We start from the raw sequence: 25,959 nt of genomic DNA, 5'->3' as shown, positions 1-25,959 counted from the left end.
TCCGCTACCGATGGTTGATTCCTCCTCCTGACAAAGCTTTTGCTGACAGGGTGTCATTTGTCACCACAGCAAGCAGGAAACGTCGTCGCGACGATGGCCCCTTTGGCCGGACATCGCTAGACACTGGAGTGTCCAAGCACTCCTGACGCGCCCTGACACCGACCGTGAGAAGTCGTGTGTGCCGAACGCCGTTTCCGGCAGCCCGGAAACCGACGGTACTACATGAAAAGAATGCTGATTAACGCGACTCAACCTGAAGAGTTGCGTGTTGCGCTGGTAGACGGCCAGCGCCTATACGACCTGGACATCGAATCCGGGGCCCGCGAACAGAAGAAGGCCAACATCTATAAAGGCCGGATCACGCGTATCGAACCGAGCCTTGAAGCGGCCTTCGTCGACTTCGGCTCCGAGCGTCACGGCTTCCTGCCGCTGAAAGAAATCTCCCGCGAATACTTCAAGAAGTCCCCGGAAGGCCGCGTCAACATCAAGGACGTCCTGAGCGAAGGCCAGGAAGTCATCGTTCAGGTCGAGAAAGAAGAGCGTGGCAACAAGGGCGCAGCCCTGACCACCTTCATCAGCCTGGCCGGTCGCTACCTGGTGCTGATGCCGAACAACCCGCGCGCCGGTGGCATCTCCCGCCGCATCGAAGGCGAAGAGCGCAACGAACTGCGTGAAGCGCTGAACGGCCTGGTCGCTCCTGCCGACATGGGTCTGATCGTTCGTACTGCCGGCCTGGGCCGCAGCAGCGAAGAAATGCAGTGGGACCTCGATTACCTGCTGCAATTGTGGACCGCCATCAAGGAAGCGTCCCTGGATCGCGCCGCGCCGTTCCTGATCTATCAGGAAAGCAACGTCATCATCCGCGCCATCCGCGATTACCTGCGCCAGGACATCGGTGAAGTCCTGATCGACAGCGTCGAAGCCCAGGAAGAAGCCCTGACCTTCATCCGCCAGGTGATGCCGCAGTACGCCAGCAAGATCAAGCTGTACGAAGACAGCGTTCCGCTGTTCAACCGTTTCCAGATCGAAAGCCAGATCGAGACCGCTTTCCAGCGCGTGGTCGAACTGCCTTCCGGTGGTTCCATCGTCATCGATCCAACCGAAGCCCTGGTGTCCATCGACATCAACTCGGCGCGCGCCACCAAAGGCAGCGACATCGAAGAAACCGCCTTGCAGACCAACCTTGAAGCGGCTGAGGAAATCGCCCGTCAACTGCGTCTGCGCGACATCGGTGGCCTGATCGTCATCGACTTCATCGACATGACCCCGGCCAAGAACCAGCGCGCCGTGGAAGAGAAAGTCCGCGAAAGCCTTGAAGCCGACCGCGCACGCGTTCAAGTGGGCCGTATCTCGCGCTTCGGCCTGCTGGAAATGTCCCGTCAGCGCCTGCGTCCATCCCTGGGCGAAAGCAGCGGCATCGTTTGCCCACGCTGCAACGGCACCGGCATCATCCGTGATGTTGAATCCCTGTCGCTGGCGATTCTGCGCCTGATCGAAGAAGAAGCCCTGAAAGACCGCACTGCCGAAGTGCGCGCTCAGGTGCCAATCCCGGTCGCCGCATTCCTGCTCAACGAAAAACGCAACTCGATCACCAAGATCGAATTGCGCACCCGCGCCCGCATCATCATTCTGCCGAACGATCATCTCGAAACGCCGCACTTCGAAGTGCAACGCCTGCGTGATGACAGCCCGGAAGCCCACAGCCTGCAGTCCAGCTACGAGATCGCCGCGGCCGCTGCCGAAGTGGAAGAAGTGCAGCCTACCGCCGCGACCCGCACCCTGGTTCGCCAGGAAGCTGCGGTCAAGACCGCACCGGCTCGCGCCAACGCGCCTGTGCCGACCGAAGTCGCTGCACCGGTTGCGCCAGCACCTGTCGCTCACGAGCCGAGCCTGTTCAAAGGTTTGGTGAAATCCCTGGTCAGCCTGTTCGCGACCAAGGAAGAGCCGGTTGCCCCAGCCGCCGTGGTTGAAAAACCCGCTGCCGAACGCCCTGCCCGCAACGAAGAGCGTCGCAACGGTCGTCAGCAGAGCCGCAGCCGCAACGGTCGCCGCGACGAAGAACGCAAGCCGCGTGAAGAACGTGCTCCGCGTGCCGAGCGCGAAGAACGCGCGCCTCGCGAAGAACGTGCCCCACGTGAAGAGCGTGCACCGCGTGAAGAACGCGCACCTCGCGAAGCCCGTGAAGACAGCGCTCCACGTGAAGAACGCGCACCGCGTGCTCCGCGCGAAGAACGTCAGCCACGTGCCCCGCGTGAAGACCGCAAGCCTCGTGAAGAGCGCGTGCGTGAACTGCGCGAGCCTCTGGATGCTGCCCCGGCCGTCAACGTGCCTCGCGAAGAGCGTCCTGAGCGCGCACCGCGTGAAGAGCGTCAGCCGCGCCCGCCGCGTGAAGAACGCAAGCCGCGTGAAGAGCAGACCGCTGCTGCCGAAGACGAAACCTTGCTGAACAATGAAGAGCAGCAGGACGACAACCAGGAACACGCCGAAGGCGATCGTCCTCGTCGTCGCTCCCGTGGCCAGCGTCGTCGCAGCAACCGTCGTGAGCGCCAACGTGATGCCAACGGCGATGTGATCGAAGGTTCGGAAGGCAACGAAGGCGAAGAAAACGCTGACGAAACCTCGAGCGAAGGCGTTCGTGGCGAAGGTAACCGTGCAGAAATCGCTGCAGGTCTGGCAGTGACTGCTGCCGTCGCTGAAACCGCGATCAGCGCCCACGCCGAAGCCGACGCACACCGCCAGGCTGAGCGTGCAACCGCTGCCGTTGAAACCCCGGCTGTTGAAGCAGCTCCAGTCGAGAAAGCCGACGTTGTCGAAGCACCTGCTGTTGAAGCGCCCGCCGTTGAAACACAGGCGTCGACCGCCAAGCGTTCGATCATGCCGGAAGTGGAAGTGGCTCAGTTCGATGCGTCCCTCAGCCCATTCGAGCGTCAGGTCAAAGCGGCAGCCGAACAGGTCGAACCACCTGTCGTAGCCGAAGCGCCAGCGGTCGATGAAGCGCCGGCTCCTGCGCCTGTCGCACAAGTGCAGGCACCGGTTGAAACGCCGAAAGCTGTTGAGCCGGTCGTAGAGAAGCCTGCTGTTGAAGCGCCCGCTGTCGAGGCTCCCGTAGCCGCGGCGCCTGTCGCGCCAGCACCGGTTGTCGAAGCACCCGCCGAAACGGCCGCGCCGGAAATCGTTGCCGCTCCTGTTGCTGCCGAGCCAGCGCCAGTTGCAGCCGAAAAGCCAGCACTGCCGCAAGCCAGCACGGGGCGCGCGCCGAACGATCCTCGCGAAGTTCGCCGTCGTCGTCTGGAAGCCGAGCGTCTGCAAAAGGAAGCCGAGGCTGACGCCGCTGCTGCCCCGCAAGTCGCAGAGCCCGCACCTGTCGAAGCGGCTGCTCCGGCCGTCGAGCACGTTGCCTCCACTCAGGAAGCCGTGACCGAGCACGCTGAAGCCGAAGAAAGCAAAGAGCCTAAACCGCTCTCGTAATCTTCACGAAACGAAAAAGCCCCACCTGTGAAAGCAGGTGGGGCTTTTTCATGCCTGCGTAATGGACAGGAACACGTTTGTCCGCGCTGGCGAGCCGTGCCGCCACAGGGCGGTATTACCCTTTGAAAACCAGTGCAGAGGGTACGTCGATATCCCACAACACGCCGGGATCAGTGACCACGACCTCATTCACCTTCGCGGCTTTGAACAACCGCTTCGCCCCCTTCTCCCCCGCCAATCCCATCAGCGATGACGCAAACCCGCGGCCGAACCCCACTGGGTGCCCGTACTGCCCTTGATGGACAGGCACGCTGATCATGTCGGGTTGCAACGAGTCAGCCACACGTTTGAGGGTATCCGGATGGATGAACGGCATGTCACCGAGCACGATAAGCCAGCCGCGATGATCGGGTTCCGCTGACACCGCAGCCGCGATGCTGTCGCCCATGCCGGGCGATTCCAGCACCACGACTTCGCCGCCGTGGCGCAAACCCAACTCCGCCACGCAGGAATATTGAGGACGGGTCAGCAGAACGATCTTGTCGACCACCCCGCTCAAATTTGTGAGCACATGCTCGATCACGCAACGCTCCACCCCCTCGCGTCCCATGCACTGCGCCAGAAGCTTATTGCGATGGGCGCCCGCCACCTCCCGATAGCGGGACCCCTGGCCGGCGGCAAGAACGATGGCGCACAGGGTTTCACTCATGCTAAGCCTCTGATCAGGGACGGTTCTGTTATCGGGGTGCAAGGGCCACGCCAGAACGGCCAGCCCTTTTTACAACGGTTGGTTCAGTACAGGTTGGGTTCCATTTCCAGCGACACCCCAAACCGTTCAAGAATATCGGCTTGAATGCGTTGCGCCAGGTGCAGAATATCCAAACCCGTCGCCGCACCATGATTGACCAGCACCAGCGATTGCAGGGCATGCACGCCCGCGTCGCCCTCGCGAAACCCTTTCCACCCGGCCTGTTCAATCAGCCACCCTGCCGCCAGTTTGACCTGACCGTCAGCCTGTGGATACGCCACCACACCAGGATGCGTTTCGCGAATGCGAGCCGCCAACTCGGCGGACACCAAAGGGTTCTTGAAGAAGCTGCCCGCGTTGCCGAGGGTTGCAGGGTCCGGCAGCTTCTCGCTGCGAATCGCGCTGATGGCCCGGCTGACGTGAATCGGCGTCGGGTTGGCGATGCCCTGCTCTTGCAAGCGCTGGCGCACCGGGCCGTATTCCAGGTGAAGGCGAGCGGCGAAGCTGAGGCGAAAGCGCACCCGCAGGATCAGCCACCGGCCGACCTGATGCTTGAAAACGCTGTCGCGGTAGCCAAACGCGCATTCCGACAAAGAAAACTCGCGGGTCTCGCCGGTTTCGCGATCCATGGCCACGAGGCTGTCGAAGACGTCTTTGAGCTCAACGCCGTAGGCGCCGATGTTCTGCATCGGGGCTGCGCCAACAGTGCCGGGGATCAGGCTGAGGTTTTCCAGCCCCGCCAGCCCTTGGGCCAGGGTCTCTTGCACGAAGGGGTGCCAAGGCTCCCCCGCTTCGGCCTCGACCGTCGCCCCGTCGCAATTCTCATGGGTGATGCGAATGCCCCGCGTCGCCATGCGCAGGACCAGTGCATCGATGTCACCGGTCAGCAGCAGGTTGCTCCCGCCGCCGATCACCAACAGTTCGATCTTGTGTTCTTTCGCGTACGCCAGCGCTTCACGGATGTCAGCGTCGGAGTGGGCCTCGACGAACAGCCGGGCCTTGACGTCAACGCCGAAGGTGTTGAACGGCTTGAGCGATACGTTGGATTGAATCAGCAAACCCATGAACGCACCTGCTCCTGATGACAGCGACTCATCACCCTCAACCCTCCAGCAAGCGCCGTACGCGCTCCAGATCTTCGGCGGTGTCAACGCCGGCTGGCGGTGCTTCCAGCGCATCGGCCACATGAATCCGCACGCCGTGCCACAAGGCACGCAGCTGTTCGAGGTTTTCGGTGTTTTCCAGCCAGCACGGGCCCCAGCTCACGAAGTCGTGAAGGAAACCGGCGCGATAAGCGTAGATGCCGATATGACGGCGGAACGGCACGCCCTCGGGCAGCGCGTCGCGGGTTTTGGCCAGTGCGTCACGGGCCCAGGGCAGCGGTGCGCGGCTGAACGTCAGGGCCAGGCCATTGATGTCCGAACTGACCTTGACCACGTTGGTGTTGAACAAAGCAGCCACGTCGTCGATGGGTTCTGCAAGCGTCGACATGCGCGCTTCGGGGTGCGACGCCAGATTGTCCGCGACCTGGTCGATCACCGCCGGGGGGATCATCGGTTCGTCGCCCTGCACGTTGACCACGATCGCGTCATTGGCCAACCCCAACAGCGAGGCGACCTCGGCCAGACGGTCGGTACCGGAATTGTGATCATCGCGGGTCATCAGCACTTCAGCGCCAAACGCTTCACAGGCTTCGACGATGCGCTGATCGTCCGTGGCCACCACGACACGCTGGGCACTGCTTTTGCGCGCTTGTTCCCAGACGTGCTGGATCATCGGCTTGCCCGCAATGGTTTTCAGCGGCTTGCCAGGAAAACGGCTGGAGCCGTAACGCGCAGGGATGACAACGGTGAACGCTGCAGTCATTTGTCCAGACGCTCGTCAGTGGTCAGGGTGCGCGCTTCGCTTTCCAGCATCACCGGGATGCCGTCGCGGATCGGGTAGGCCAGACCGGCGCCCTTGCTGATCAGCTCGGTTTTATCGGCGCTGAGCTTGAGCGGACCCTTGCAGATCGGGCAAGCGAGGATGTCGAGCAATTTGGTGTCCATAAGAAATCCTGAGCGAGTCATGGCAAAAGCCGGGTTAACTGCGAATCGAACCAACTGACGAAGGCCGGAGAAGGCACGGCTTCCACGGCCAGATACCACCAGTCGGGCGCCGCGAAAGAAGCACACTTCACGGCGTCTTTCTCGGTCATGACCAGTGGCAGGGCTGGCGTGAATGCCAAGGCCTCTGCACTGAACTCGGCATGATCGGCGAATGCATGGGGAACAGGCCGCCAGTGTAGTCCTTCGAGGGTGTTGAAGAAACGTTGCGGGTTGCCGATGCCCGCCACGGCGTGCACGGCCTGGCCGGGGGCAAAATGATCGACCGGCTGGGCGGCACCGGTCTTGAGGTTGACCAAAGCGGTGGGCTTCAAGGTAAAGGCGTAGCCGTCGTCACGGTCTACAAGCGCGCCGTTGTACAGCAGCGCGTCGACGCTTTGCAGCCGCTCGACCGGCTCACGCAACGGGCCCGCGGGCAGGCACCTGCGATTGCCGAGGCCCCGTGCGGCGTCGATCAGTACCAGTTCGAGGCTCCGAGCGAGGCGGTAATGTTGGAGGCCGTCATCGGACAGAATCAGGTCGAGGGGTTCGTCCGCCAGCAATGCACGCACGGCCTGCGAGCGGTTCGGGTCGATCATCAACGGCACGCCGGTGCGTTTGACGATCAGCAGCGGCTCGTCACCGGCCTGCGCAGCGTCTTGCCCGGCGCGAACCCGCCATGGAAAGCTCGGCGGCTTGGCGCCATAGCCGCGACTGACCACGCCCACGCGCAGCCCGCGCTGGCGACAGTGTTCGATCATCCACAGGATCAGCGGCGTCTTGCCGGTGCCACCTACAGTGATGTTGCCGACGACAATGACAGGCACTGGCGCCGTGTAGATGTCACCCTCGCCCGCCACGAACCGCGCACGCTTGCCATTGACCACGCGCCGATACAAGGCTTCCAGCGGTCGCAGTAGCGTCAGGGCCGGATGGCCCTTGTACCACGCATCAAGCAAGCGGTCGGTCAATGCCATCAGTTCGCCGATGCGGCCTCGACAGTGGTCATGCGCAAATGGGCGAAACCCAGCTTGCCCGCCGCGTCCATGGCCGTGATGACCGCCTGGTGCGGGGTTTTGCCATCGGCGCTGATGGACAACGGCAGGCTGGTGTCGCCACCGGATTCCTTCTGTAACGCGTCGATCAGCGTGTCCAGTTTGCTGTCGGCCAGCAGGGTGTTGTTCACCGAATAGACGCCGTCGGCGTTGATGGTGATGTCCACGTGCTTTTTATCCACATCGTCCGCCGAGGCGCCGGTGACGGCTTGGGGCAGGTCCACGCGCAATTGGGTCTCGCGGGTAAACGTGGTGGTGACCACGAAGAACAGCAACAGGATGAACACCACGTCGATCAGCGACACCAGGTTGATGTCGATGGTCTCCCGGGGTTTGCGGCGACGGAATTTCACTTCTTGCGGCCCTCGCCACGAGCGGCGGCCTTGAGGTCAGGCTTGGCATCGGTCAGGTCAACGTCGCGGTCGCCCTGCACCACTTCCACCAATTTGATGGCTTCCTGTTCCATGCCGACCACCAGTTCGTCCACACGGCTTTGCAGGTAGCGGTGGAAGAAGATCGTCGGAATCGCGACGGTCAGGCCGGACGCGGTGCAGATCAACGCCTTGGCGATACCACCCGCGAGCATGCCCGCGTTGCCGGTCATGCCGGTGCTGGTGAACGAGCTGAAAATGTCGATCATGCCGAGCACGGTGCCTAACAGACCCAGCAGCGGCGCCATGGCGGCGATGGTGCCGAGGGTCGCCAGATAACGTTCGAGTTCGTGAATGACCCGAGCGGCGGCCTCCTCGATGCACTCTTTCATGATCTCGCGACCGTGACGGGAGTTGGCCAGACCTGCGGCGAGGATTTCACCCAGCGGCGAATCGGCGCGCAGTTCCTTGAGCTTTTCGCTGCTCAGCTGTTTGTCCTGAATCCAGCGCCATACCTGACCGAGCAGATGCGGCGGCGTGATGCGGCTGGCGCGCAAGGTCCAAAGACGCTCGATGATGATTCCGACGGCGGCAATGGAACTCAAAATGATCGGTAGCATCATCCAGCCACCAGATTTGACCAGCTCCCACACAGCGACCACCCCCTGAAAAAAAGTGGCGCTACTCTAACATACGGTCGGCACATCGCATCGCTGACTGATCCTGTCCGATGAATAACCGGCTGATCACTCTCGCCAGAAACGTCGGACAGCCCGCTCGAAGTCCACCTCGCCGAAGGTCCCCAATTGCAGCGTGAGAGCCCCACGCTCCGCACTGTCATGGGTGTCGATCTTCAGCCAGCGGTAGCGCGACATCACCAACGGATGGGGATGGCCAAACGCATTATTGCGACCTCGGGAAATCAGCACACCGCGAGGCGAAACCGCCTGCAGAAAGCGTTTCGACGAAGACGTGCGGCTGCCATGATGAGGCGCTTGCAGCCAGTCGGCGCGAACGTCGAAACCGTGCTCCAGCATGGCGCGCTCGGCAGAGACGTCGATGTCACCGGTCAATAACAGCCGCTCGCCGTTCGCCTCAATGCTCAGGACGCAGGAACCCTGATTGCCCTCCCCGGCCTGCTCCCAGATCCAGGTGGCGAACGTCACGTTGTCCCACGTCCAGCTCTCGCCGTTCTGACAGCGCTCGACAGACAATTCGGGGGGCATGCGTTCGATGTCGCCGCCAAGCACTCTCGACACTGGCATGGCTTGATGGATGGCGGGCGCCCCACCCGCGTGATCGGCGTCGGCGTGGCTGAGGAGCATCAGGTCCAACTCGGCGATCCCGGCACGTCGAATGGCCGGAAGGACCACACGCTGACCGATGTCGAACTCGCCAAACCGCGGCCCGGCGTCATACAGCAGTGCATGGTTTTGCGTGCGCAGCAGGATCGCCAGGCCTTGGCCGACATCCAGCTGCGTCACTTCGACTTCGCCCAACGGGACGCTTTTCTGCGGCGCGAACACGCACAGCAGCAACATCGGCCAGCCCAGCGGGCGCAACGGCACGCCATTGGGCAGCAACAGCAGTAACGCACCCAACAGACTGAAGGGCCAGACCCAGAACGGCACGGCAGGCCCCGTCCACGCGGGTATGAGGTCGGCCATCGGGCTGAGCACCCGGAAGAGCCCCTCCATCGCGCCGCCCGCCAGCCAGAGCAAGCGCTCGCCAATCGGCGGAATCACCAGCAGAAACGTGCCGAACAGTGCCAAGGGCAGGATCAAAACACTGACCCACGGCACCGCGACCAGATTGACCAGCGGCCCGCTCAGGCTGACCGGCAGGTTCAGCGCCAGCAGCACCGGCAGCAGACCGAGCGCGATCAGCCACTGGGCGCGGGACCAACTGTGCAGCCAGTGCCAGGCGCCGAGGCGTCCACCGAAGATCAGGAGGAGAATTCCGACCGCCGCGAACGACAGCCAGAAGCCGGGGCGCAGACTGATCAGCGGCTCGGCGATCAACACGCCGTTGAGCGCGATCAGCATTGGCCAGGCCACGCCCAGATGCCGAAACCGCAGGCGCCAGAGCAGGACGAGTCCGAGCATGATGCAGGCCCGCTGCACCGGAACATCGAACCCGGCGAGAAAGCCGTAAATCAACGCACCACCCAAGGCAAGCGCACAAGCTGAGGGCAACCAAGGGATGAACCGTGGCCACAGCCCCCAACGTGCGAGCCCCGCCACCAGACCGTAAAGCAATCCCGCCAGAAGTCCGATGTGAGTACCCGAGATCACCAGCAAGTGCACGGTGCCGGTGTCTTGCAGCACTTGCCACTGTGCCGCGCTGAGGCCCGAATCGTCCCCCAACACCAACGCCGCCAGACCGCCCTCATGCCCTTGAGCATCGACCGCCAGCAAGCGCTGGCGAATACGATCCCGCCAGGGTTCTGCCGTGGCCGCGATCAACTCGCCGTCAACCACAGTACCCGTCGCCCCGATACGCTGGGCCAACAGCCAGGCCTCGTAGTCGAACGCGCCGGGGTTGGCCAGACCGCTGGGGCGTTTGAGCTTGACGGCCAACCGCCAGCGCTCGCCGCTGCGCACTTCTGGACCGCCGTACCACGCGACGCGCATGCGATCCGGCAATCGAGTGCGCCGCGAAACAGGGTCTTCCAGCTGAAATCGCACCACGCCGTCGGCGCTCTGAGGCAAACCGACGACAGTGCCTTCGAGCCACAACGTCTGGCCGTCGAGCCGTTCAGGCAAACGGTCGTTCAACGCAGACTGAGCAGAGACAGAGGCCCACGTCAGCCCGAACAGGAAAAAAGCCAGCGGATAGGTGCGAAATGGCAGCAGCATCAACGCCACCACCGGCATCGCCAGCATCAACCAGACCGGCGGTAATGCCGGTAAAAAACGCAGGACCAACAGTCCCAGTGCTAGCGCCACCATCCCTGTGCGCATGAGGCTTTCCCCTGTCGACCGATGAAATTCACCTTCATGACTTAGCGCACAGGGGGAGGCGCGCTTTTATTAATTGTCACAATGTCTGAATTTCCATACGTCACTATCCATGCATACTGGCCCGAATTTCTCGGCCAAGCCCCCGCATTTCCTGTATGCCACGCCACCTGATCAAGCGGTACATGCCCGATCCGAACAGCATCCGGGAACATAAATCCTTACGCTTTCTTGGCACCCTTCTCCACGACCCCAACCTCTGGCACCTCAATCGGCATTCCGTAGCGAGGGCGATGGGGATTGGTTTGTTTGCGGCGTTGATGCCGATGCCGTTGCAGATGCTGCTGGCGGCGTTTTTGGCAATCTGGCTACGCGCGAACATGCCGATTGCAGTGAGCCTGTGCTGGCTGACCAACCCGCTGACGATGCCGCCGGTGTTCTATGTCACGTACAAGATCGGCGCTCTGTTGCTGGGGCTGCCGCCGAGGCACTTTCCGGACGAGATGAGCTGGGACTGGATCAGCGGGCAGCTCACGACGCTGTGGCAACCGTTTCTGTTGGGATCGCTCGTGGCGGGCGTGGTGCTGGGCCTGGTGGGGTATTTCGGGACGATGGGGTATTGGCGGTGGTGGGTGGGACGGCAGTGGAAGCGGCGCGGGGCCAGGCGCGGATAGTCCGGGCGGCGCCGAATCTGTGGGAGCGAATTCATTCGCGAAAGGGCGACACATTCAATACATCCGTGTCGAATGTACCGCCGCATCGCGAATGAATTCGCTCCCACAGGTATTTCCGAGGGGTTACTGCCGCATCCCGCGCCCGCTCACCAGCAGGCGTGCGCAGCCGAGGTACAGGACGATGGTCGCCACGACCATGAACGCCAGCGCCACGCTGATTTTGATGTCTGACACGCCTAGAATCCCGAAACGGAAGGCGTTAACCATGTGCAGCACAGGGTTGGCGAGCGATACAGTCTGCCAGAACGGCGGCAGCAGGTTGATCGAGTAGAACACCCCGCCCAGATAGGTCAGCGGCGTCAGCACGAACGTCGGGATGATCGAGATGTCATCGAAGTTGCGCGCAAACACTGCGTTAATGAAGCCCAACAACGAGAAGATCGTCGCCGTCAGCACCACCACAATGATGGTCACACCCAGATGATGCACCTGCAGGTCGGTGAAGAACATCGAGAGGATCGTGACGATCACGCCCACCATCAACCCGCGCAACATACCGCCGAGGGTGTAGCCGATCAGAATGGTGTGCGGCGAGACCGGCGACACCATCAGTTCTTCCACCGAGCGCTGGAATTTCGCGCCGAAGAAGCTCGACACCACGTTGCCGTACGAGTTGGTGATCACCGACATCATGATCAGGCCCGGCACGATGTATTGCATGTAGGTGAAGCCACCCATGTCGCCGATCTGCCGACCGATCAGGTTGCCGAAGATCACGAAGTACAGAACCATGGTGATCGCTGGCGGCAGCAGGGTCTGCGGCCAGATCCGCATGAAGCGACGGACCTCACGATAGACGATGGTGTTCATGGCGATCAGGTTGGGGCGCAGCTCTGAACTCATACCGCCACCTTCGACAGATTTTTCTCGACCAGGCCCACGAACAGCTCCTCAAGGCGGTTGGTTTTATTGCGCAGGCTCAGCACCTGAACGTTTTGCAGCGCCAGTTGACCGAACAGCGCAGTGATGCCGACGGTTTTGTCCACCTGCACTTCAAGCGTGCGTTCATCCACCAGCCGCGACGGGTAGCCGGCAAGCTGCGGCGCTACGGCCATCGGGTCTTTGAGGTCCAGCAGGAACGTCTCGGCGTGCAACGTATTGAGCAGGGTTTTCATCCCGGTGTTTTCGATGATGGTGCCGTGATCGATGATGCCGATGTTGCGGCACAGCTGCTCAGCCTCTTCCAGGTAGTGCGTGGTGAGGATGATGGTGATGCCCTTCTCGTTCAGCTCGGTGAGAAAAGTCCACATCGAACGGCGCAGCTCGATGTCCACGCCCGCCGTCGGCTCGTCGAGAATCAGCAGGCGCGGTTCGTGAATCAGCGCGCGGGCGATCATCAAACGACGCTTCATGCCGCCGGACAGCGACCGCGACGGCACGTTGCGCTTGTCCCACAGCCCCAACTGGGTCAGGTACTGCTCGGCGCGTTCCTTGGCGATCTTCGGCGGGATGCCGTAGTAACCGGCCTGGGTCACGACGATGTCGAAAGTCTTCTCGAACTGGTTGAAGTTGAATTCCTGAGGCACCACACCGATCGAGCGCTTGAGCTGCGCCGGGTTGCGATCCAGGTCGTGGCCGAAGATGTTCACCGTGCCCGTGGTCTTGTTTACCAGGGTCGAGATGATTCCGATGGTGGTGGATTTGCCGGCACCGTTAGGGCCGAGCAATGCGAAGAAATCACCCTCGGCGACGTCCAGATCGATGCCCTTGAGGGCCTGGAAACCGTTGCCGTAGGTCTTGGTTAGCTGCCGGATGGACAGAGCTGAACTCATGACTGAAAACACACCAATAAAAGGAAAGAAAAGGAATAAATGATGACAAAAACCTGGCTGCCGGATCGTTCCGGGCCGCTGATACTGCGTTGCCGAAACAATCCGTTGCAAAGTGGAACGAGCGTCAATGTTGCTTGCCCACGCCGCGCAAGTACAGCGAGATCTATTGATAGTCGTTATTAATCTAACGCGGTAACGCTCACGTCAGCGCTGTCATCACAGCCTTACGAAACGCGGGACGTTGCTGTAAACGCTCGTACCAGGCTTTGAGGTGAGGCAGCCCTGCGCGTTCAATCGGCATTTCGAACCAGGCATAAATAAAGCTGCCCAGCGGAATATCGCCCATACCAAACGCGTCGCCCGACAGCCAGGGCTGGCGAGCGAGGGTTTCATCGACAATGCGCAGCAGGCCTTCGACGGTGCCTTTCGCAAGGTTGATCTGCGTCCAGTCCTGCTGATCGGCGGGCGTGCGCAACACGCCCCAGAACACGGTGCGGAATGGCCCGGCGAATGTCGACGTGGTCCAATCCATCCATTTGTCCGCTTGGGCGCGAGCCTTGGGATCGCTGGGGTGCAGCGCTGAATCCGGGGCGTATTGCGCGGTCAGGTAACGAACGATGGCGTTGGATTCCCACAACACAAAGTCACCGTCTTCGATCATGGGCACCACGCCGTTGGGGTTCTTCGCCAGGTAGTCCGGCTGATCATTGAGGCCGAACGCGCCGCCCGCACTGATCGCCTCGTACGCCAGCCCCAGTTCTTCTGCGGCCCACAAGGCTTTGCGGACGTTGGACGAGTTCTTCCTGCCCCAGATTTTCAGCATGGTTGTTGTTCTCCTGAGTGCTAAATGGCTGACGTTAGTGGCATATGCCTGCGGGCGCCAGTTTAAACCATCGGGCGGGGTGGGACGTTGATTTGGCTTTACCCCAAGGCAAAGCGCCTGAAATCCAGACCCCGGTAATGACCCCGCCAAGGGGGTATTCGAGCCACACCCTCACGCGCATCGGCCATGGCTCGAACTCCCCCGACGGCGCGGGGTCACTATCGATGCGCGGGCCAGAGCGGCTGCCCGCGATGTCGATGGCGCCCGATTTCGCCATCATCTCGGAGGGATTCTTATGCTGTTGTTGTGGATCGTGGTGCTGGTGATCGGCGTGGCCTGGCTGGCCCATCGACGTGTCGCCCCCTTCCCCGCCCTGGGTATCGTGGCGATTTATCTGCTGGTGATGGGATCGTTCAGTCATGCCCACGGCTGGATGATCATTCCATGGCTGCTGTGGCTGGCCGTCGCAGTGCCGTTGGCCCTGCCTGACCTGCGCCGCCAATACTTCAGCGCGCCGATGTTCGCCTGGTTTCAGAAAGTGCTGCCACCGATGTCGGAAACCGAACGCGATGCCATCGACGCGGGCACAGTCTGGTGGGACGGCGAATTGTTCAGCGGCCGTCCCAATTGGGACACGCTGCTGGCGTACCCGAAAAGCCAGCTGACCGAAGAAGAGCAGGCGTTCATCGACGGCCCCACTAACGAACTGTGCGCCATGGTCAGCGACTGGGAAATCGGTCAGGCCATGGACCTGCCACCTGAAGCCTGGGCCCACATCAAAGAACACGGCTTCTTTGCGCTGATCATCCCCAAAGAATATGGCGGCAAAGGCTTTTCGGCCTACGCCCATTCGCAAGTCGCGATGAAACTGGCGACCCGCAGCGGCGACCTGGCGTCCACCGTCATGGTCCCCAACTCCCTCGGCCCGGCCGAATTGCTGTTGCATTACGGCACCGACGAACAGCGCAACCATTACCTGCCGCGCCTGGCCCGTGGCGATGACATCCCCTGCTTCGCACTGACCGGCCCGCTGGCGGGTTCCGACGCGGGCGCGATGCCCGATACCGGCATTATCTGCAAGGGCCAGTGGCAGGGCGAAGAAGTCATCGGCCTGCGTCTGAACTGGGAAAAACGCTACATCACCCTCGGCCCCGTCGCGACCTTGCTCGGCTTGGCGTTCAAGGCGTTCGACCCTGAACACCTGCTCGGCGAAGAAGAGGATCTGGGCATCAGCCTGGCGTTGATTCCCACTGACACACCGGGCGTAAATATCGGTCGTCGCCACCTGCCGCTGGGCGCTGCCTTCATGAACGGCCCCAATTCAGGTAAGGACGTGTTCATCCCGCTCCAATACCTCATCGGCGGTCAGGACATGCTCGGCAAAGGCTGGATGATGCTGATGAATTGCCTGTCCGTGGGCCGTTCGATTTCCCTGCCTGCGGTCGGCACCGGTGCCGCGAAATACACCAGCCTGGTCACCGGCCAGTACACGCAGATCCGCGAGCAGTTCAACGTGCCCCTCGCCGCTTTTGAAGGTATTCAGGAAGCCCTGGCGCGCATCGGCGGCAACGCATGGCTGATGGACAGCGCGCGCATGCTGACGGCCAACGCCGTGGACTTGGGCGAGAAACCGTCGGTGTTGTCGGCGATCCTCAAATACCACCTGACCGAACGCGGTCGCGAGTGCATTACTCACGCCATGGACGTGCACGGCGGCAAAGGCATCATCATGGGGCCGAATAATTACCTGGGCCGGTCGTGGCAAGGCGCGCCGATCTTCATCACCGTGGAGGGCGCGAACATTCTGTCGCGCAACCTGATGATCTTCGGCCAGGGCGCCATTCGCTGCCATCCGTTCGTGTTGAAGGAAATGGCCCTCGCCGGACGTGAGGATCATGATCAGGCGGTGAAGGAATTCGACGGCCTGTTGATGCAACACATCGGCTTCGCCGTGCGCAACGCGGCCAGCACGCTGGTGCTTAATCTGGGTTTCGGCCATTTCGAAAGCATGCCGGGCGATCGCTTGAGTCAGGGCTATTTCCGCGCCCTCAATCGCCAGGCGGCTGCGTTCGCGATGTTGGCCGACCTGAGCATGATGCTGCTGGGGGGCGAACTGAAACGCCGGGAGCGGCTGTCGGCGCGACTCGGCGATGTGCTCAGCCACCTGTACTTGGCGTCGGCGGCCCTCAAGCGCTACCACGATCTGGATTACCCGGAAGCGCTGGCGCCCCTGTTTCGCTGGTCGATGGAAGAGGCGTTGGGCGAATCGGAGCGTGCGCTGGACGAACTGCTGAGCAACTTCCCGAACCGGATTCTGGGCGGATTATTGCGCGTGATCGTATTCCCGTTCGGGCGTCGTCACAAAGGCCCATCGGACGTGCTGGATGCGGAAGTCGCGGAGATTATCGGGCGCGCCAAAGGCGATCCGGCGCTGGAATCGGTGCTCGCCGGTTGTTATCGCCCGACTTCGGAGAGTGATCCAGTGGGGGCGCTGCAACATGCGGCTGACCTGCTGACTGACGCGAAATCGCTGCATGGGAAACTGCATCACGGGCTCAAGAGCGGTCAGGTGAAACCGGCGGGCGGTGAACATGTGATCGACGCGGCGTTGAACGCGGGCGTGTTGCAACCGGCAGAGGCCGAGAAGTTGCGGGCTGCGGAAGCGGCGCGCAGAAAGGTCATCGATGTGGATGATTTCGATAAGGAGGAACTGAAGGCTTCCGAAGGGAAAGTCCGCTAACCACGGTTCTCCCCTGTGGGAGCGAATTCATTCGCGATGCGGTGTCACATCCGACAGATATCCATCGGATGGACCACCCTCTCGCGAATGAATTCGCTCCCACAGGGTCTGCGTTCCTTCATTGATAAAGCATCAGTACTACGAATCCACCGCTCTAGCCTGCACATCTCCAAACCCTGTCCTACACTCCCCGGTAACAACAAGAAAACACCAAGGGGACGCATCATGATCGACCATCGCATGACTCATCGCTGCCTGCTTGCTGAAATCGCCTCGGGGGAGGACCTTCACAGCGGCAAACCCACCCAGACCCTGCAAACCCTTCTGCTCATCGGCTTCGTCACGCGCCAACCCAGCCCTGATCACACCTACGCCCATCTGGCCTTGACCGAGGCCGGGCATCGCTATCTCGCCGGTTTATGGCATTGAGGTAACCCACCTTTACGCGTCGACCACTGATCACCAGTCCTCCGGGGTATCGGTCACGGGTTCGGGGAACTATACTCCCGCGCCTGTTTTTGTCTCTGAGGACTTCATCATGGCCGACGCCAATCTCGACCGCACTCTCAACCTGCTGACGCACCTGCGCGGCATTCTGGTCGCGCTCGGTGAAGCCGAACAGGTGCCCGAAGAAAGTCATGCACTGTTCATCGAACGCTATGACGAATTGCTCGGCCTGCTGCCGGTTGAGCCGATCGAAAGCCAATACCTGGGCCAGGACCTGCTGTGCCAGGTGATCCAGCGCTACCCGCAAATCGCCCATCTGGTGCCACGCGACCTGCTCTGGTACTTCGGCGGCGACTGCCTGCACTTCATGCCCGACGACGAAATCGACCTGTACACCGCGCTGGAAGAACGCCGCTTCGAAGCCGAGGAGAACGAAGAACCGTTCGACTGGGATCAGGAAAAGCAATTGCTGGCGATGGGGCAAGAAGGGTCGCGGCACTGATCTGAGTGTTCGGTCGGCGCTGCTCTTTCAGGAAACGCCGATCTTTACTGTGGGAGCGAATTCATTCGCGAGAGGCCGGTACATCCGATGGAAATGCATCGTCTGGAAAACCGATCCGCGAATGAATTCGCGCCTACAGAGCTGAGCGTCAAACACCTACTTCAACAACACCCCATGGGCATTCGGAAACACCTCCCGGTCCACTAGCCCTGACACTTGCACCGCCTGCGGAAAGATCTTCTTCGCAACGAACAGATCATCGACGCCCTGCAACGCCGTCACATCCGACGCTTCCACCGGCTGCAAGGACTCAACGCCCCAACTCTGCAAACGCTGCGACACCGGCAACGGCACGTTGTTGGCCGTTGAAAATACCTGCGCGTACTGTTGCGGATTCGACTTGGCCCATTCGAACGCCTTGGCCAGTCGCTGGAGCACGTCATTCAGGGCCAGGCGCTTCACCTTGTCCGCCAGCGCCTTGTCCGAGGCGGTGATGAACGTCAGTCCGGTGTTGATACCCTCCCCGCTCAGCAACAGCCGCGCACCGTTTTCTTCCGCGAAGGCCTGATAGATGCCGAACGTCCCCCACGCGTCGATCTTGCCCGCATGGAACGCCGACAACGCATCGGTGGGCATGACGAACCCAATGTTGACGTCCGATTCCTTGACCCCGGCGTTTTCCAGGGCACGAATCAGCAGGTATTGAGAAATGCTGCCCCGCGCCGATGAAATCGACACGCTGCGGCCTTTCAGGTCGGCCACGGTTTTGATGTCCGAATCCGGCGGAACCAGAATCCCGATGCTGCGCGATTGGCCTCGACGCACGGCGACGATGCGCAGTGGCGTCCCCCCGGTAGCAGCGGCCAGCACGGGGGTGTCGCCCGCGGGTGCGAGGTCCACGGCCCCGGCGCGCAAGGCTTCGAACAGCGGCGCGGCGCCCTGGAAGTTGGCCCATTCCACTTGATACGGAACGCCGTCAAACGCCTTCGACGCCTCGACCACCGTGCGCAGCCCCTTGGCCTGATCCCCCAGAATCAGTTTGACCTTCGACCAATCCACCGCGTCCGACACCGCTGCCGGTTTGTTGCCTTCGTCACCACACCCCGCCAGCACGGCGCAGGACAACAGTAAAGCGAGCCCTCGACGGCCCAGATTCCAGCGGTTAAACCCCATTGAACGACATCCTTGCACGCCAGCTTCAAAAGAAAGCGAACTGAATGAGTCCGCCCGATGAGGGTCATCGTAAGCGCATAAAAAACCGGGGTGAAATGTCGATTGGCAATAAGCTAATGCTCAGCTTTTTTGATTTTTATAAAATGGGTAATGCATTATTTTTATAATTAGCTTAGCGCCAAATCGAATTTCACAGGGCTGACGCCTCCCCCTATGTTGCTGACTGGCCTCGCGCGATTGCACGCGCGCCCGTCTTTTCTAAAGGATAAGGAATCGCCCATGAGCGTCGAATTCATCGGTTACATCGCCACCCAGCCGTTCTCGGAAATTCACCCACGCAGCGGTCAGACCGTTCAGCCGGAGTACGTCGAAAAAGTCGCGCGCGCCCATGAAGACGCCGGGTTTGACCGAGCGCTGGTGGCTTATCACTCCAACAGCCCGGACAGCGCGTTCATTGCGTCCTACGCAGCCAGCGTGACCACCAAACTGAAATTTCTCATCGCCCACCGGCCAGGCTTTATCTCCCCCACCGTGGCAGCGCGACAATTCGCGACGCTGGACGTGTTCAACGGTGGCCGCACGGCGGTACACATCATCACGGGTGGCGACGATAAAGAGCTGCGCGCCGATGGCAGCTTCATTGGCAAGGATGAGCGTTACGCCCGCACTGACGAATATTTGAGTGTCGTGCGTCAGGAGTGGACAGCGGAAAAGCCCTTCGACCATCACGGTACGTATTACCAGTTCGAGGGGGCGCATTCGCTGGTCAAGTCGCCACAACAGCCACACATCCCGCTGTATTTCGGCGGCGCGTCCAAGGCGGCGATCGAAGTCGCGGGCAAGCACGCCGACGTGTACGCGCTGTGGGGAGAAACCTATGAGCAGGTCAGGGATATCGTCAAACAGGTCCGAGCCGAGGCGGCGAAGCACGGGCGGACGGTGCGTTTCAGCCTCTCGCTGAGGCCGATTCTGGCTGACACTGAAGAAAAAGCCTGGGCGCGGGCGGACAGCATTCTGGAACGGGCGAAGGCACAGGCTCAGGCGGCGGGCATTCAGCGCCGCGAACCGGCTAACGAAGGCTCTAAGCGTTTATTGGCGGCGGCTGCGCAAGGGGCGCGACTGGACAAACGCCTGTGGACCGGGATTGCCGGGCTGCTGGGCGCCAAGGGCAACTCGACCTCGCTGGTGGGCACCGCCGAACAAGTCGCCGAGGCGCTGCTCGATTATTACGACCTAGGGATTACCACCTTCCTGATTCGCGGGTTTGATCCGCTGGAAGACGCGATTGATTACGGCAAGAAGCTCATCCCGCTGACTCGGGCGCTGGTGGCCAAGCGGGAGCGGGAGAAGCAGGAAAAGGTGGCGTAACTGACGCGTCGTTGCTTTTGATTCTGCCCGAAGGGCGTAGGAGCATGCTTGCTCGCGATCTGCTGGGAACCAGCAGCAAAACCAGGCATCTCGGTTCTGTCAGGCAGACCGTATGCGCAGGATTTGCTGCCGCTGCGCGCCAGATCGCGAGCAAGCATGCTCCTACGCCCTCCGGGCAGAAGCGAGATCGCGATCTGACGGCCTACCTTCATTAGAATGCGCGCCTTACTCCTTATACGCCGTCCCTTGCCGATCCAGCTCGCGGATCAACGCGTTCCAGTGCCGGGCCACGCCGGGCCCGTTCCCGTCCTGGAATACCCTGGCCTGCTCCTCGACCTTCTTCACCACCTCTTCTGGCGGGAAAATCAGCTCGGCGTTGCCCGCAGCCTGCGCGGCAATCTGAATATTGCAGGCGTATTCCAGATTGTGCAGTTGCTTGAACGCGTGCTCGACGCTGATACCCGCTGTAAGCAAGCCGTGATTCCTCAGGATCATCACGCTCTTGTCGCCGAGATCCGCCACCAGCCGCTCGCGCTCGCCCAGGTCCTGAGCGATGCCCTCGTAGCCGTGATACGCCACGCGCCCGGAGAACGACAAGGCGTGCTGAGAGATCAGCAGTAGACCATTCTTTTGCGCTGATACCGCAATGCCGTCACGGGTGTGGGTATGCAACACCGCTTGCAGGTCCGGGCGAGCGGCGTGAATGGCGCTGTGGATCACGTAGCCTGCGTGGTTGATGCCGAGGCCTGTTGGGTCATCGACGATGGTGCCGTCGATGTCGACTTTCACCAGATTCGATGCGGTGATTTCGTCGAACAGCAAGCCGAAGGGATTGATCAGGAAATGCTCGTCAGGCCCTGGCACCCGTGCCGAGAAATGCGTGTAGATGTGATCGGTCCAGCGCTTGAGCGCCGCGATACGATAGGCCGCTGCGAGTTTGACCCGCACCTCCCACTCTTCGGGACTGACCCGATCCCGTACGCCGCTGGCGCTGGCTGGAACGGGCAAAGAACTGACATTGCTCATGCATGACTCCCTGTGGGTCTCGAGTAGACGTATCAAGGGAGCCTATGCGCGTTGGAAAATGTTTAAAAAGCACATTTTCTTCTAAGCTAATTATCAAGTTTTTTTATTTCTTTTCACGAAGCGCTCAGGCCGCTTCACGCGCCTCCTTCAAGGCTTCGGCCACCAGACTTCCGAACGAGGCCACCGGTGCCTGTAGATTCCCGAGGAAGCGCGGGTACATCAACCACAGGTGCATCACCGGTTTGAAGTCCTTGAGCGGCACGACCGCCAGTTGATCGTGGTGCGCGCTGCGCTCGAACAGAGGACGCGGCACCAGCCCCAACCCCATGCCATCGGCCACCAGCCCCAATTGCAGCTCAGTGCCGAACGTTTCCAGATTGACCTTGAGACCCAACCCCTGATCGGCCAGCGTGCGCTGCAACCCCGCACGAAAACCGCAACCGTCCGGATTGAGCACAAAGCCCTGGTCATAACAGTCGGCCAGCTTGATCGGCTTTTTCGGCTGACGCTCCTTGGCGCAGACTACTACCAGCTCCATCTTGCCGATGGATTCACCGATGATGCCTTCCGGGAAAATCTTGCCGGCAGGGAACAGCGCGGCGGCGGCATCCAGCTCACCTTTTTCGATCTTGCCGATCAGATGACTGCCCCAACCGGTGACGACCTGGGCGCGCAAATCGGGAAATTGTCCGCGCAAGTGTTTGAGGGCATCGAGCAGGACGACATCGCCAATGGTCTGCGGCACACCCAGCCGCAACAGGCCGCTGGGCGGGGTGTCGCTGGCGACGAGTTCACGCAACGAGTCCATTTCCCGCAGGATCGCCAGGCATTTCTGGTACACCTGCAAACCCATCGCCGTCGGCTTAAGCGGCTTGGTGTTACGGTCAAACAGCTCGACCCCAAGCGCCTGCTCGAAATTCTGCACCCGGCGCGTGATCGCAGGTTGCGTCAGGTCAAGCGACTCAGCCGCGTGGCTGATCGACTGACAGCGAATCACCGCCACGAAGGCATCGATATCATCAATTTTCATTCGGTTCGCACATGAAAAATAGGGACAAGATAGGCAAAAAGCATAATTCCAAACGCGACACATGGATAGCCCGACAACCTGCCCGGGGGTTATCAAATGCTTTTTCGTTATAACCTAATCATCAATAAATAGCATATTACACAGTCGCATTATGCTTATATTGGCTGACCGAACTTGCCGTGGAGCGCACATGACTCAACCCCGACACCCCGAACGCCTGCGGGAATTCATTGGCGCTCTGGCCGAACTGATCGACAGCAATCCCCGCGAGGGCGACCTGCTGCATCGTGGCGGAAAATTGCTGGGCCAACTGGTGCGTCACGACGACTGGTTGCCGGACGAATACGCGATTCCCGATCCGACCCGCTACCAACAGTTTCTGCTGCACGCCGACTCGCGCCAGCGCTTTTCCATCGTCAGTTTTGTCTGGGGGCCGGGTCAGACCACGCCCATTCACGACCACCGCGTCTGGGGCCTGATCGGCATGTTGCGCGGCGCAGAGTTCTCACAAGGCTTCGCCCGCAGCGCCGAGGGCCGACTGGAACAGGAAGGCCCGGCCATTCGCCTTGAACCCGGCCACGTCGAAGCGCTGTCCCCGCGCAGCAACGACATTCATCAGGTCAGCAACGCCTTCGACGATCAAGTGTCGATCAGCATTCACGTCTACGGCGCCAACATCGGCGCGGTGAAGCGTGCCGTCTATCAACCGGACGGCAGCGAAAAACTGTTCATTTCCGGCTATTCGAATGCCTATCTCCCGAACATCTGGGACCTGTCCAAAGAGAACCACGCCCAATGACTCAAAACACCCGATCATTTGCCGACATTCGCAACGCACTGCTGAATAAGGAAGAAGTCGCTCTGGTGGACGTGCGCGAAGAAGCGCCTTTTGCCGAAGCTCACCCCCTGTTCGCGGCGAACATCCCGCTGTCGAAACTGGAGCTGGAGGTGCTGTCGCGCATCCCGCGCCGCGACACCGCGATCACCCTGTATGACAACGGCGAGGGCCTGGTTCAGCCTGCCCTCACCCGCTTGTGGGATTTGGGCTACACCGACGTCAAGCTGCTGGAAGGCGGCTTGCAGGGCTGGCGCGACGCAGGCGGCGAACTGTTCATCGACGTCAATGTGCCGAGCAAAGCGTTTGGCGAACTGGTCGAACACCATCGTCACACGCCGTCTCTCGCCGCCGAGGAAGTGAAAGCCCTGCTCGACAGCAAAGCCGACGTGGTGGTGCTTGATGCCCGCCGCTATGACGAATACCAGACGATGAGCATTCCCACCGGCGTCAGCGTTCCGGGCGCCGAGCTGGTGCTGCGCGCCCGCGAACTGGCACCGGACCCGAAGACGCGCATCATCGTCAACTGCGCCGGGCGTACGCGCAGCATCATTGGCACGCAATCGCTGGTGAACGCAGGCTTGCCAAACCCGGTTTCAGCCCTGCGCAACGGCACGATCGGCTGGTTACTGGCGGGGCAAACCCTGGACCATGGTCAGTCGCGCCGCTTTGCCGAGGTCAGTGACAACACGCTGTCCGTCGCTCGCGAGGACGCCCGCAAGGTGGCCGACAAGGCGGGCGTGAAGCGCGGCAAACGCTCTGACCTGAACGCGTGGCAAACCGAAGCAGCTCGCACAACGTACCTGTTCGATGTCCGCACGCCAGAGGAATTTGAGGCTGGCCATTTACTGGGCGCACGCTCAACGCCGGGTGGCCAGTTGGTACAGGAAACCGATCATTACGCCAGCGTGCGGGGCGCAAGGATCGTGCTGGTCGACGACGACGGCGTCAGGGCCAACATGTCGGCGTCGTGGCTGGCTCAGCTGGGTTGGGAAGTGTTCGTGCTCGACGATCTGCGCCCTCAGGACTTCAGCGAGAAAGGCCCGTGGAACGCGCCGATCCCGACGCCGTGGCAGGTCGAAGAAATCACCCCCGACACCCTGCGCCAATGGCAGGCACACGGCAGCGTCGCCGTGCTGGATTTCACCGCCAGCGCCAATTATGTGAAGCAACACATTCCCGGCGCCTGGTGGACCTTGCGCGCCGACCTGTCCAGCGCGCTGCGCAAAATCCCCGCTACCGAGCAATACGTGCTGACCTGTGGCAGCAGCAAGCTGGCGCGGCTGGCGGTGCCGGAAGTCGAAGCGTTGACCGGCAAGCCCGTGTTTCTGCTCAGAGAAGGAACGGCCAGTTGGGTGAAGGCCGGCTTCGAGCTGGAGAGTGGCGAAACCCACCTCGCCTCCCCCCGCATCGACCGCTACCGCCGCCCCTATGAAGGCACCGACGCGCCGCGTGAAGCTATGCAAGCGTACCTGGATTGGGAATTCGGACTGGTGGAGCAATTGGGTCGGGATGGGACGCATGGGTTTAATGTGATTTGAACCGAGCTTCCCGATTTAAGACGCCTTGACGATCGTGCCCACTCAGAGCGTGGGTACGATCATGAGGGCGTATGTCCTTCAAACCATTAAATGCAATAAATTAATATTAAAAACCACCAAGATTAACCAAATACATAATTAGCATATAACTAAAAAATACTTCTAATGCGTTTCTTATAGGCTTAAGGTCATAACCCTAGAAGCCGACCCCTTTCCAGGCGGAGGCTCAAACTTTTTTCCGAGCCTGGAGACCCGCTTCATGTCCGCCCCTATCCTCAAGTCGCTGCGCCTCAAAAAGCTCCTGTTGGGCGCCCTGCTGACGCTGTCGTTCGGCCAATACAGCCAGGCTGCCGAAGCCCTGCAACCGCTCTTGGTTGCCAATCAGAAATCGGCATTGAAGGTGCTGCTGGAGGTCTCCGGCGAGCTGAAAGACGTGCCCTACGACATCAAATTCTCCGAATTCCCGTCCGCCTCGCCATTGGGTGAAGCGCTGAATGCGGGCGCGGTGGACGTGGGTGCACTGGGCGATGCGCCGTACGTCTTCGCACTCGGCGCAGGGGGGCCGTTGAAGGTGATCAGCATTACCCACGTCGACGGGCGCTACACCACGGCGTTGATCGTGCGTAACGACTCGCCAGTCAAATCCGTGGCTGACCTCAAGGGCAAGCGCATCGTCACCGGGCGCGGTTCGATCGGGCATTACCTGGCGATTCGCGCGCTCAACGAAGCGGGCCTGAAAACCAGCGACGTCAAATTTGTCTTCCTGCTGCCGAGCGAATCGCGACTGATCCTCGACAACGGCGACGCTGACGCATGGGCCACCTGGGCGCCGTACACCACGGTCGCCACCCAGAGCGGCGCGCGCATCCTGCCCAACGGCCCGGACCTGCTGACCAACCATTCCTACCTCGCCGCCACCAGCAAGGCGATCACCGAGAAACGCGCACAACTGGACGATTTCGTCGTGCGTCTGGACCGCGCCTACCGTTGGGTCAACGCCCATCCCAAGGAATACGCAGCCGCCCAGACCAAGGTCACCGGCCTGCCCGTCGAAGTGCATTTGGCCGTCAATCAAGACACCAAAATGGAGCGCGTCAGCATCGATGACAGCGTGATCAAGGGCCTGCAAAACACCGCCAACATCTATGAACGCGAAGGCATTCTGAATAAACACGTCGATGTCTCCAACGGCTTCGATCCTGGCTTCAACGCCATCCGCCTCGCCGCCGAGCAGGCTGCCGAGAAAACCGATTCCCAGGCTGCGCGCTAAGCGACCGACTCC

23 protein-coding genes are annotated in these 25,959 nt (G+C 61.1%); 9 read left to right on the top strand and 14 right to left on the bottom strand.

Annotated features, from left to right (window positions below):
* Positions 1–222: 222 nt before the first annotated feature.
* Positions 223–3,468, top strand: coding sequence for a ribonuclease E (rne, locus tag ACIQAL_RS11035; protein ID WP_401145154.1), 3,246 nt, complete (start codon positions 223–225; stop codon positions 3,466–3,468).
* A gap of 115 nt (positions 3,469–3,583) precedes the next feature.
* Here rne and ACIQAL_RS11030 read toward each other — a convergent pair whose 3' ends face one another.
* The 8 genes from ACIQAL_RS11030 to ACIQAL_RS10995 form a co-directional block, all read right to left on the bottom strand.
* The gene (locus tag ACIQAL_RS11030) at positions 3,584–4,177 is read right to left on the bottom strand and encodes a nucleotidyltransferase family protein (protein WP_401145152.1); all 594 of its coding nucleotides are present in this window, start codon (positions 4,175–4,177) and stop codon (positions 3,584–3,586) included.
* Positions 4,178–4,260: 83 nt separating this feature from the next.
* Complete coding sequence (gene murB / locus ACIQAL_RS11025) at positions 4,261–5,280, bottom strand: UDP-N-acetylmuramate dehydrogenase (RefSeq protein WP_401145150.1); 1,020 nt, start codon at positions 5,278–5,280, stop codon at positions 4,261–4,263.
* Positions 5,281–5,317: 37 nt separating this feature from the next.
* Entirely contained in the window at positions 5,318–6,082 is a 765-nt protein-coding gene (gene kdsB / locus ACIQAL_RS11020; RefSeq protein ID WP_341963198.1) for a 3-deoxy-manno-octulosonate cytidylyltransferase, read from the bottom strand.
* Positions 6,079–6,264, bottom strand: a complete 186-nt coding sequence (locus ACIQAL_RS11015) for a Trm112 family protein (protein WP_003174668.1) — start codon at positions 6,262–6,264, stop codon at positions 6,079–6,081. The genes kdsB and ACIQAL_RS11015 overlap by 4 nt, the downstream gene beginning before the upstream one ends.
* A 17-nt stretch (positions 6,265–6,281) precedes the next feature.
* Entirely contained in the window at positions 6,282–7,277 is a 996-nt protein-coding gene (gene lpxK, locus ACIQAL_RS11010) for a tetraacyldisaccharide 4'-kinase (RefSeq protein ID WP_401145148.1), read from the bottom strand.
* Positions 7,277–7,708: a biopolymer transporter ExbD gene (locus tag ACIQAL_RS11005; RefSeq protein ID WP_166596753.1), complete on the bottom strand. Its 432-nt coding sequence runs from the start codon at positions 7,706–7,708 to the stop codon at positions 7,277–7,279. Before ACIQAL_RS11005 ends, lpxK begins: the two co-directional genes overlap by 1 nt.
* Positions 7,705–8,379 carry a MotA/TolQ/ExbB proton channel family protein gene (locus tag ACIQAL_RS11000; RefSeq protein ID WP_166596752.1) on the bottom strand — a complete coding sequence of 225 codons (675 nt, stop codon included), beginning with the start codon at positions 8,377–8,379 and terminating at the stop codon, positions 7,705–7,707. Before ACIQAL_RS11000 ends, ACIQAL_RS11005 begins: the two co-directional genes overlap by 4 nt.
* Positions 8,380–8,472: 93 nt before the next feature.
* A complete protein-coding gene (locus tag ACIQAL_RS10995; RefSeq protein ID WP_401145145.1) occupies positions 8,473–10,689 on the bottom strand; it encodes a DNA internalization-related competence protein ComEC/Rec2 in 2,217 nt (738 codons plus the stop codon).
* Positions 10,690–10,844: 155 nt separating this feature from the next.
* On the opposite strand from ACIQAL_RS10995, the gene ACIQAL_RS10990 reads away from it, so the two are divergent.
* Entirely contained in the window at positions 10,845–11,360 is a 516-nt protein-coding gene (locus ACIQAL_RS10990) for a DUF2062 domain-containing protein (protein WP_166596750.1), read from the top strand.
* A 123-nt stretch (positions 11,361–11,483) separates the two neighbouring features.
* Here ACIQAL_RS10990 and ACIQAL_RS10985 read toward each other — a convergent pair whose 3' ends face one another.
* The 3 genes from ACIQAL_RS10985 to ACIQAL_RS10975 all read right to left on the bottom strand — a co-directional run bounded on the left by ACIQAL_RS10985 (position 11,484) and on the right by ACIQAL_RS10975 (position 14,015).
* Positions 11,484–12,263, bottom strand: coding sequence for an ABC transporter permease (locus ACIQAL_RS10985; protein WP_166596749.1), 780 nt, complete (start codon positions 12,261–12,263; stop codon positions 11,484–11,486).
* Entirely contained in the window at positions 12,260–13,192 is a 933-nt protein-coding gene (locus ACIQAL_RS10980; RefSeq protein ID WP_166596748.1) for an ABC transporter ATP-binding protein, read from the bottom strand. The genes ACIQAL_RS10985 and ACIQAL_RS10980 overlap by 4 nt, the downstream gene beginning before the upstream one ends.
* A 199-nt stretch (positions 13,193–13,391) precedes the next feature.
* Positions 13,392–14,015 (bottom strand): glutathione S-transferase family protein, encoded by a 624-nt coding sequence (locus ACIQAL_RS10975; RefSeq protein WP_401145142.1) that lies wholly within the window; start codon positions 14,013–14,015, stop codon positions 13,392–13,394.
* Positions 14,016–14,310: 295 nt separating this feature from the next.
* Here ACIQAL_RS10975 and ACIQAL_RS10970 point away from each other — a divergent pair, with 295 nt between their 5' ends.
* From ACIQAL_RS10970 to ACIQAL_RS10960, 3 genes are all read left to right on the top strand, one after another.
* On the top strand, positions 14,311–16,755 hold the full coding sequence (locus ACIQAL_RS10970; RefSeq protein ID WP_401145140.1) for an acyl-CoA dehydrogenase: 2,445 nt from the start codon (positions 14,311–14,313) through the stop codon (positions 16,753–16,755).
* Between the two features lie 225 nt (positions 16,756–16,980).
* Positions 16,981–17,184, top strand: coding sequence for a hypothetical protein (locus ACIQAL_RS10965; RefSeq protein WP_166596745.1), 204 nt, complete (start codon positions 16,981–16,983; stop codon positions 17,182–17,184).
* Between the two features lie 109 nt (positions 17,185–17,293).
* Positions 17,294–17,704, top strand: coding sequence for a PA2817 family protein (locus ACIQAL_RS10960; RefSeq protein ID WP_166596744.1), 411 nt, complete (start codon positions 17,294–17,296; stop codon positions 17,702–17,704).
* A gap of 156 nt (positions 17,705–17,860) precedes the next feature.
* Here the strand turns inward: ACIQAL_RS10960 and ACIQAL_RS10955 are convergent, their stop codons facing one another.
* Complete coding sequence (locus tag ACIQAL_RS10955; protein ID WP_401145137.1) at positions 17,861–18,877, bottom strand: ABC transporter substrate-binding protein; 1,017 nt, start codon at positions 18,875–18,877, stop codon at positions 17,861–17,863.
* A 279-nt stretch (positions 18,878–19,156) separates the two neighbouring features.
* Here ACIQAL_RS10955 and ACIQAL_RS10950 point away from each other — a divergent pair, with 279 nt between their 5' ends.
* Positions 19,157–20,245 (top strand): LLM class flavin-dependent oxidoreductase, encoded by a 1,089-nt coding sequence (locus tag ACIQAL_RS10950; RefSeq protein ID WP_401145136.1) that lies wholly within the window; start codon positions 19,157–19,159, stop codon positions 20,243–20,245.
* Between the two features lie 225 nt (positions 20,246–20,470).
* Here the strand turns inward: ACIQAL_RS10950 and ACIQAL_RS10945 are convergent, their stop codons facing one another.
* Complete coding sequence (locus ACIQAL_RS10945; RefSeq protein WP_401145134.1) at positions 20,471–21,271, bottom strand: class II aldolase/adducin family protein; 801 nt, start codon at positions 21,269–21,271, stop codon at positions 20,471–20,473.
* A 124-nt stretch (positions 21,272–21,395) separates the two neighbouring features.
* Entirely contained in the window at positions 21,396–22,301 is a 906-nt protein-coding gene (locus ACIQAL_RS10940) for a LysR family transcriptional regulator (protein ID WP_401145132.1), read from the bottom strand.
* Between the two features lie 190 nt (positions 22,302–22,491).
* On the opposite strand from ACIQAL_RS10940, the gene ACIQAL_RS10935 reads away from it, so the two are divergent.
* The 3 genes from ACIQAL_RS10935 to ACIQAL_RS10925 all read left to right on the top strand — a co-directional run bounded on the left by ACIQAL_RS10935 (position 22,492) and on the right by ACIQAL_RS10925 (position 25,947).
* Complete coding sequence (locus ACIQAL_RS10935) at positions 22,492–23,100, top strand: cysteine dioxygenase (RefSeq protein WP_166596739.1); 609 nt, start codon at positions 22,492–22,494, stop codon at positions 23,098–23,100.
* On the top strand, positions 23,097–24,677 hold the full coding sequence (locus tag ACIQAL_RS10930; RefSeq protein WP_401145129.1) for a rhodanese-related sulfurtransferase: 1,581 nt from the start codon (positions 23,097–23,099) through the stop codon (positions 24,675–24,677). Before ACIQAL_RS10935 ends, ACIQAL_RS10930 begins: the two co-directional genes overlap by 4 nt.
* A gap of 259 nt (positions 24,678–24,936) precedes the next feature.
* Positions 24,937–25,947 (top strand): ABC transporter substrate-binding protein, encoded by a 1,011-nt coding sequence (locus ACIQAL_RS10925; protein ID WP_401145128.1) that lies wholly within the window; start codon positions 24,937–24,939, stop codon positions 25,945–25,947.
* Positions 25,948–25,959: the final 12 nt, after the last annotated feature.

Origin of the sequence: Pseudomonas sp. NPDC088368 (assembly GCF_044753445.1) — a bacterium.
Classification (GTDB): domain Bacteria; phylum Pseudomonadota; class Gammaproteobacteria; order Pseudomonadales; family Pseudomonadaceae; genus Aquipseudomonas; species Aquipseudomonas bambusae.
This window is presented reverse-complemented; position numbering and strand designations above follow the sequence as displayed.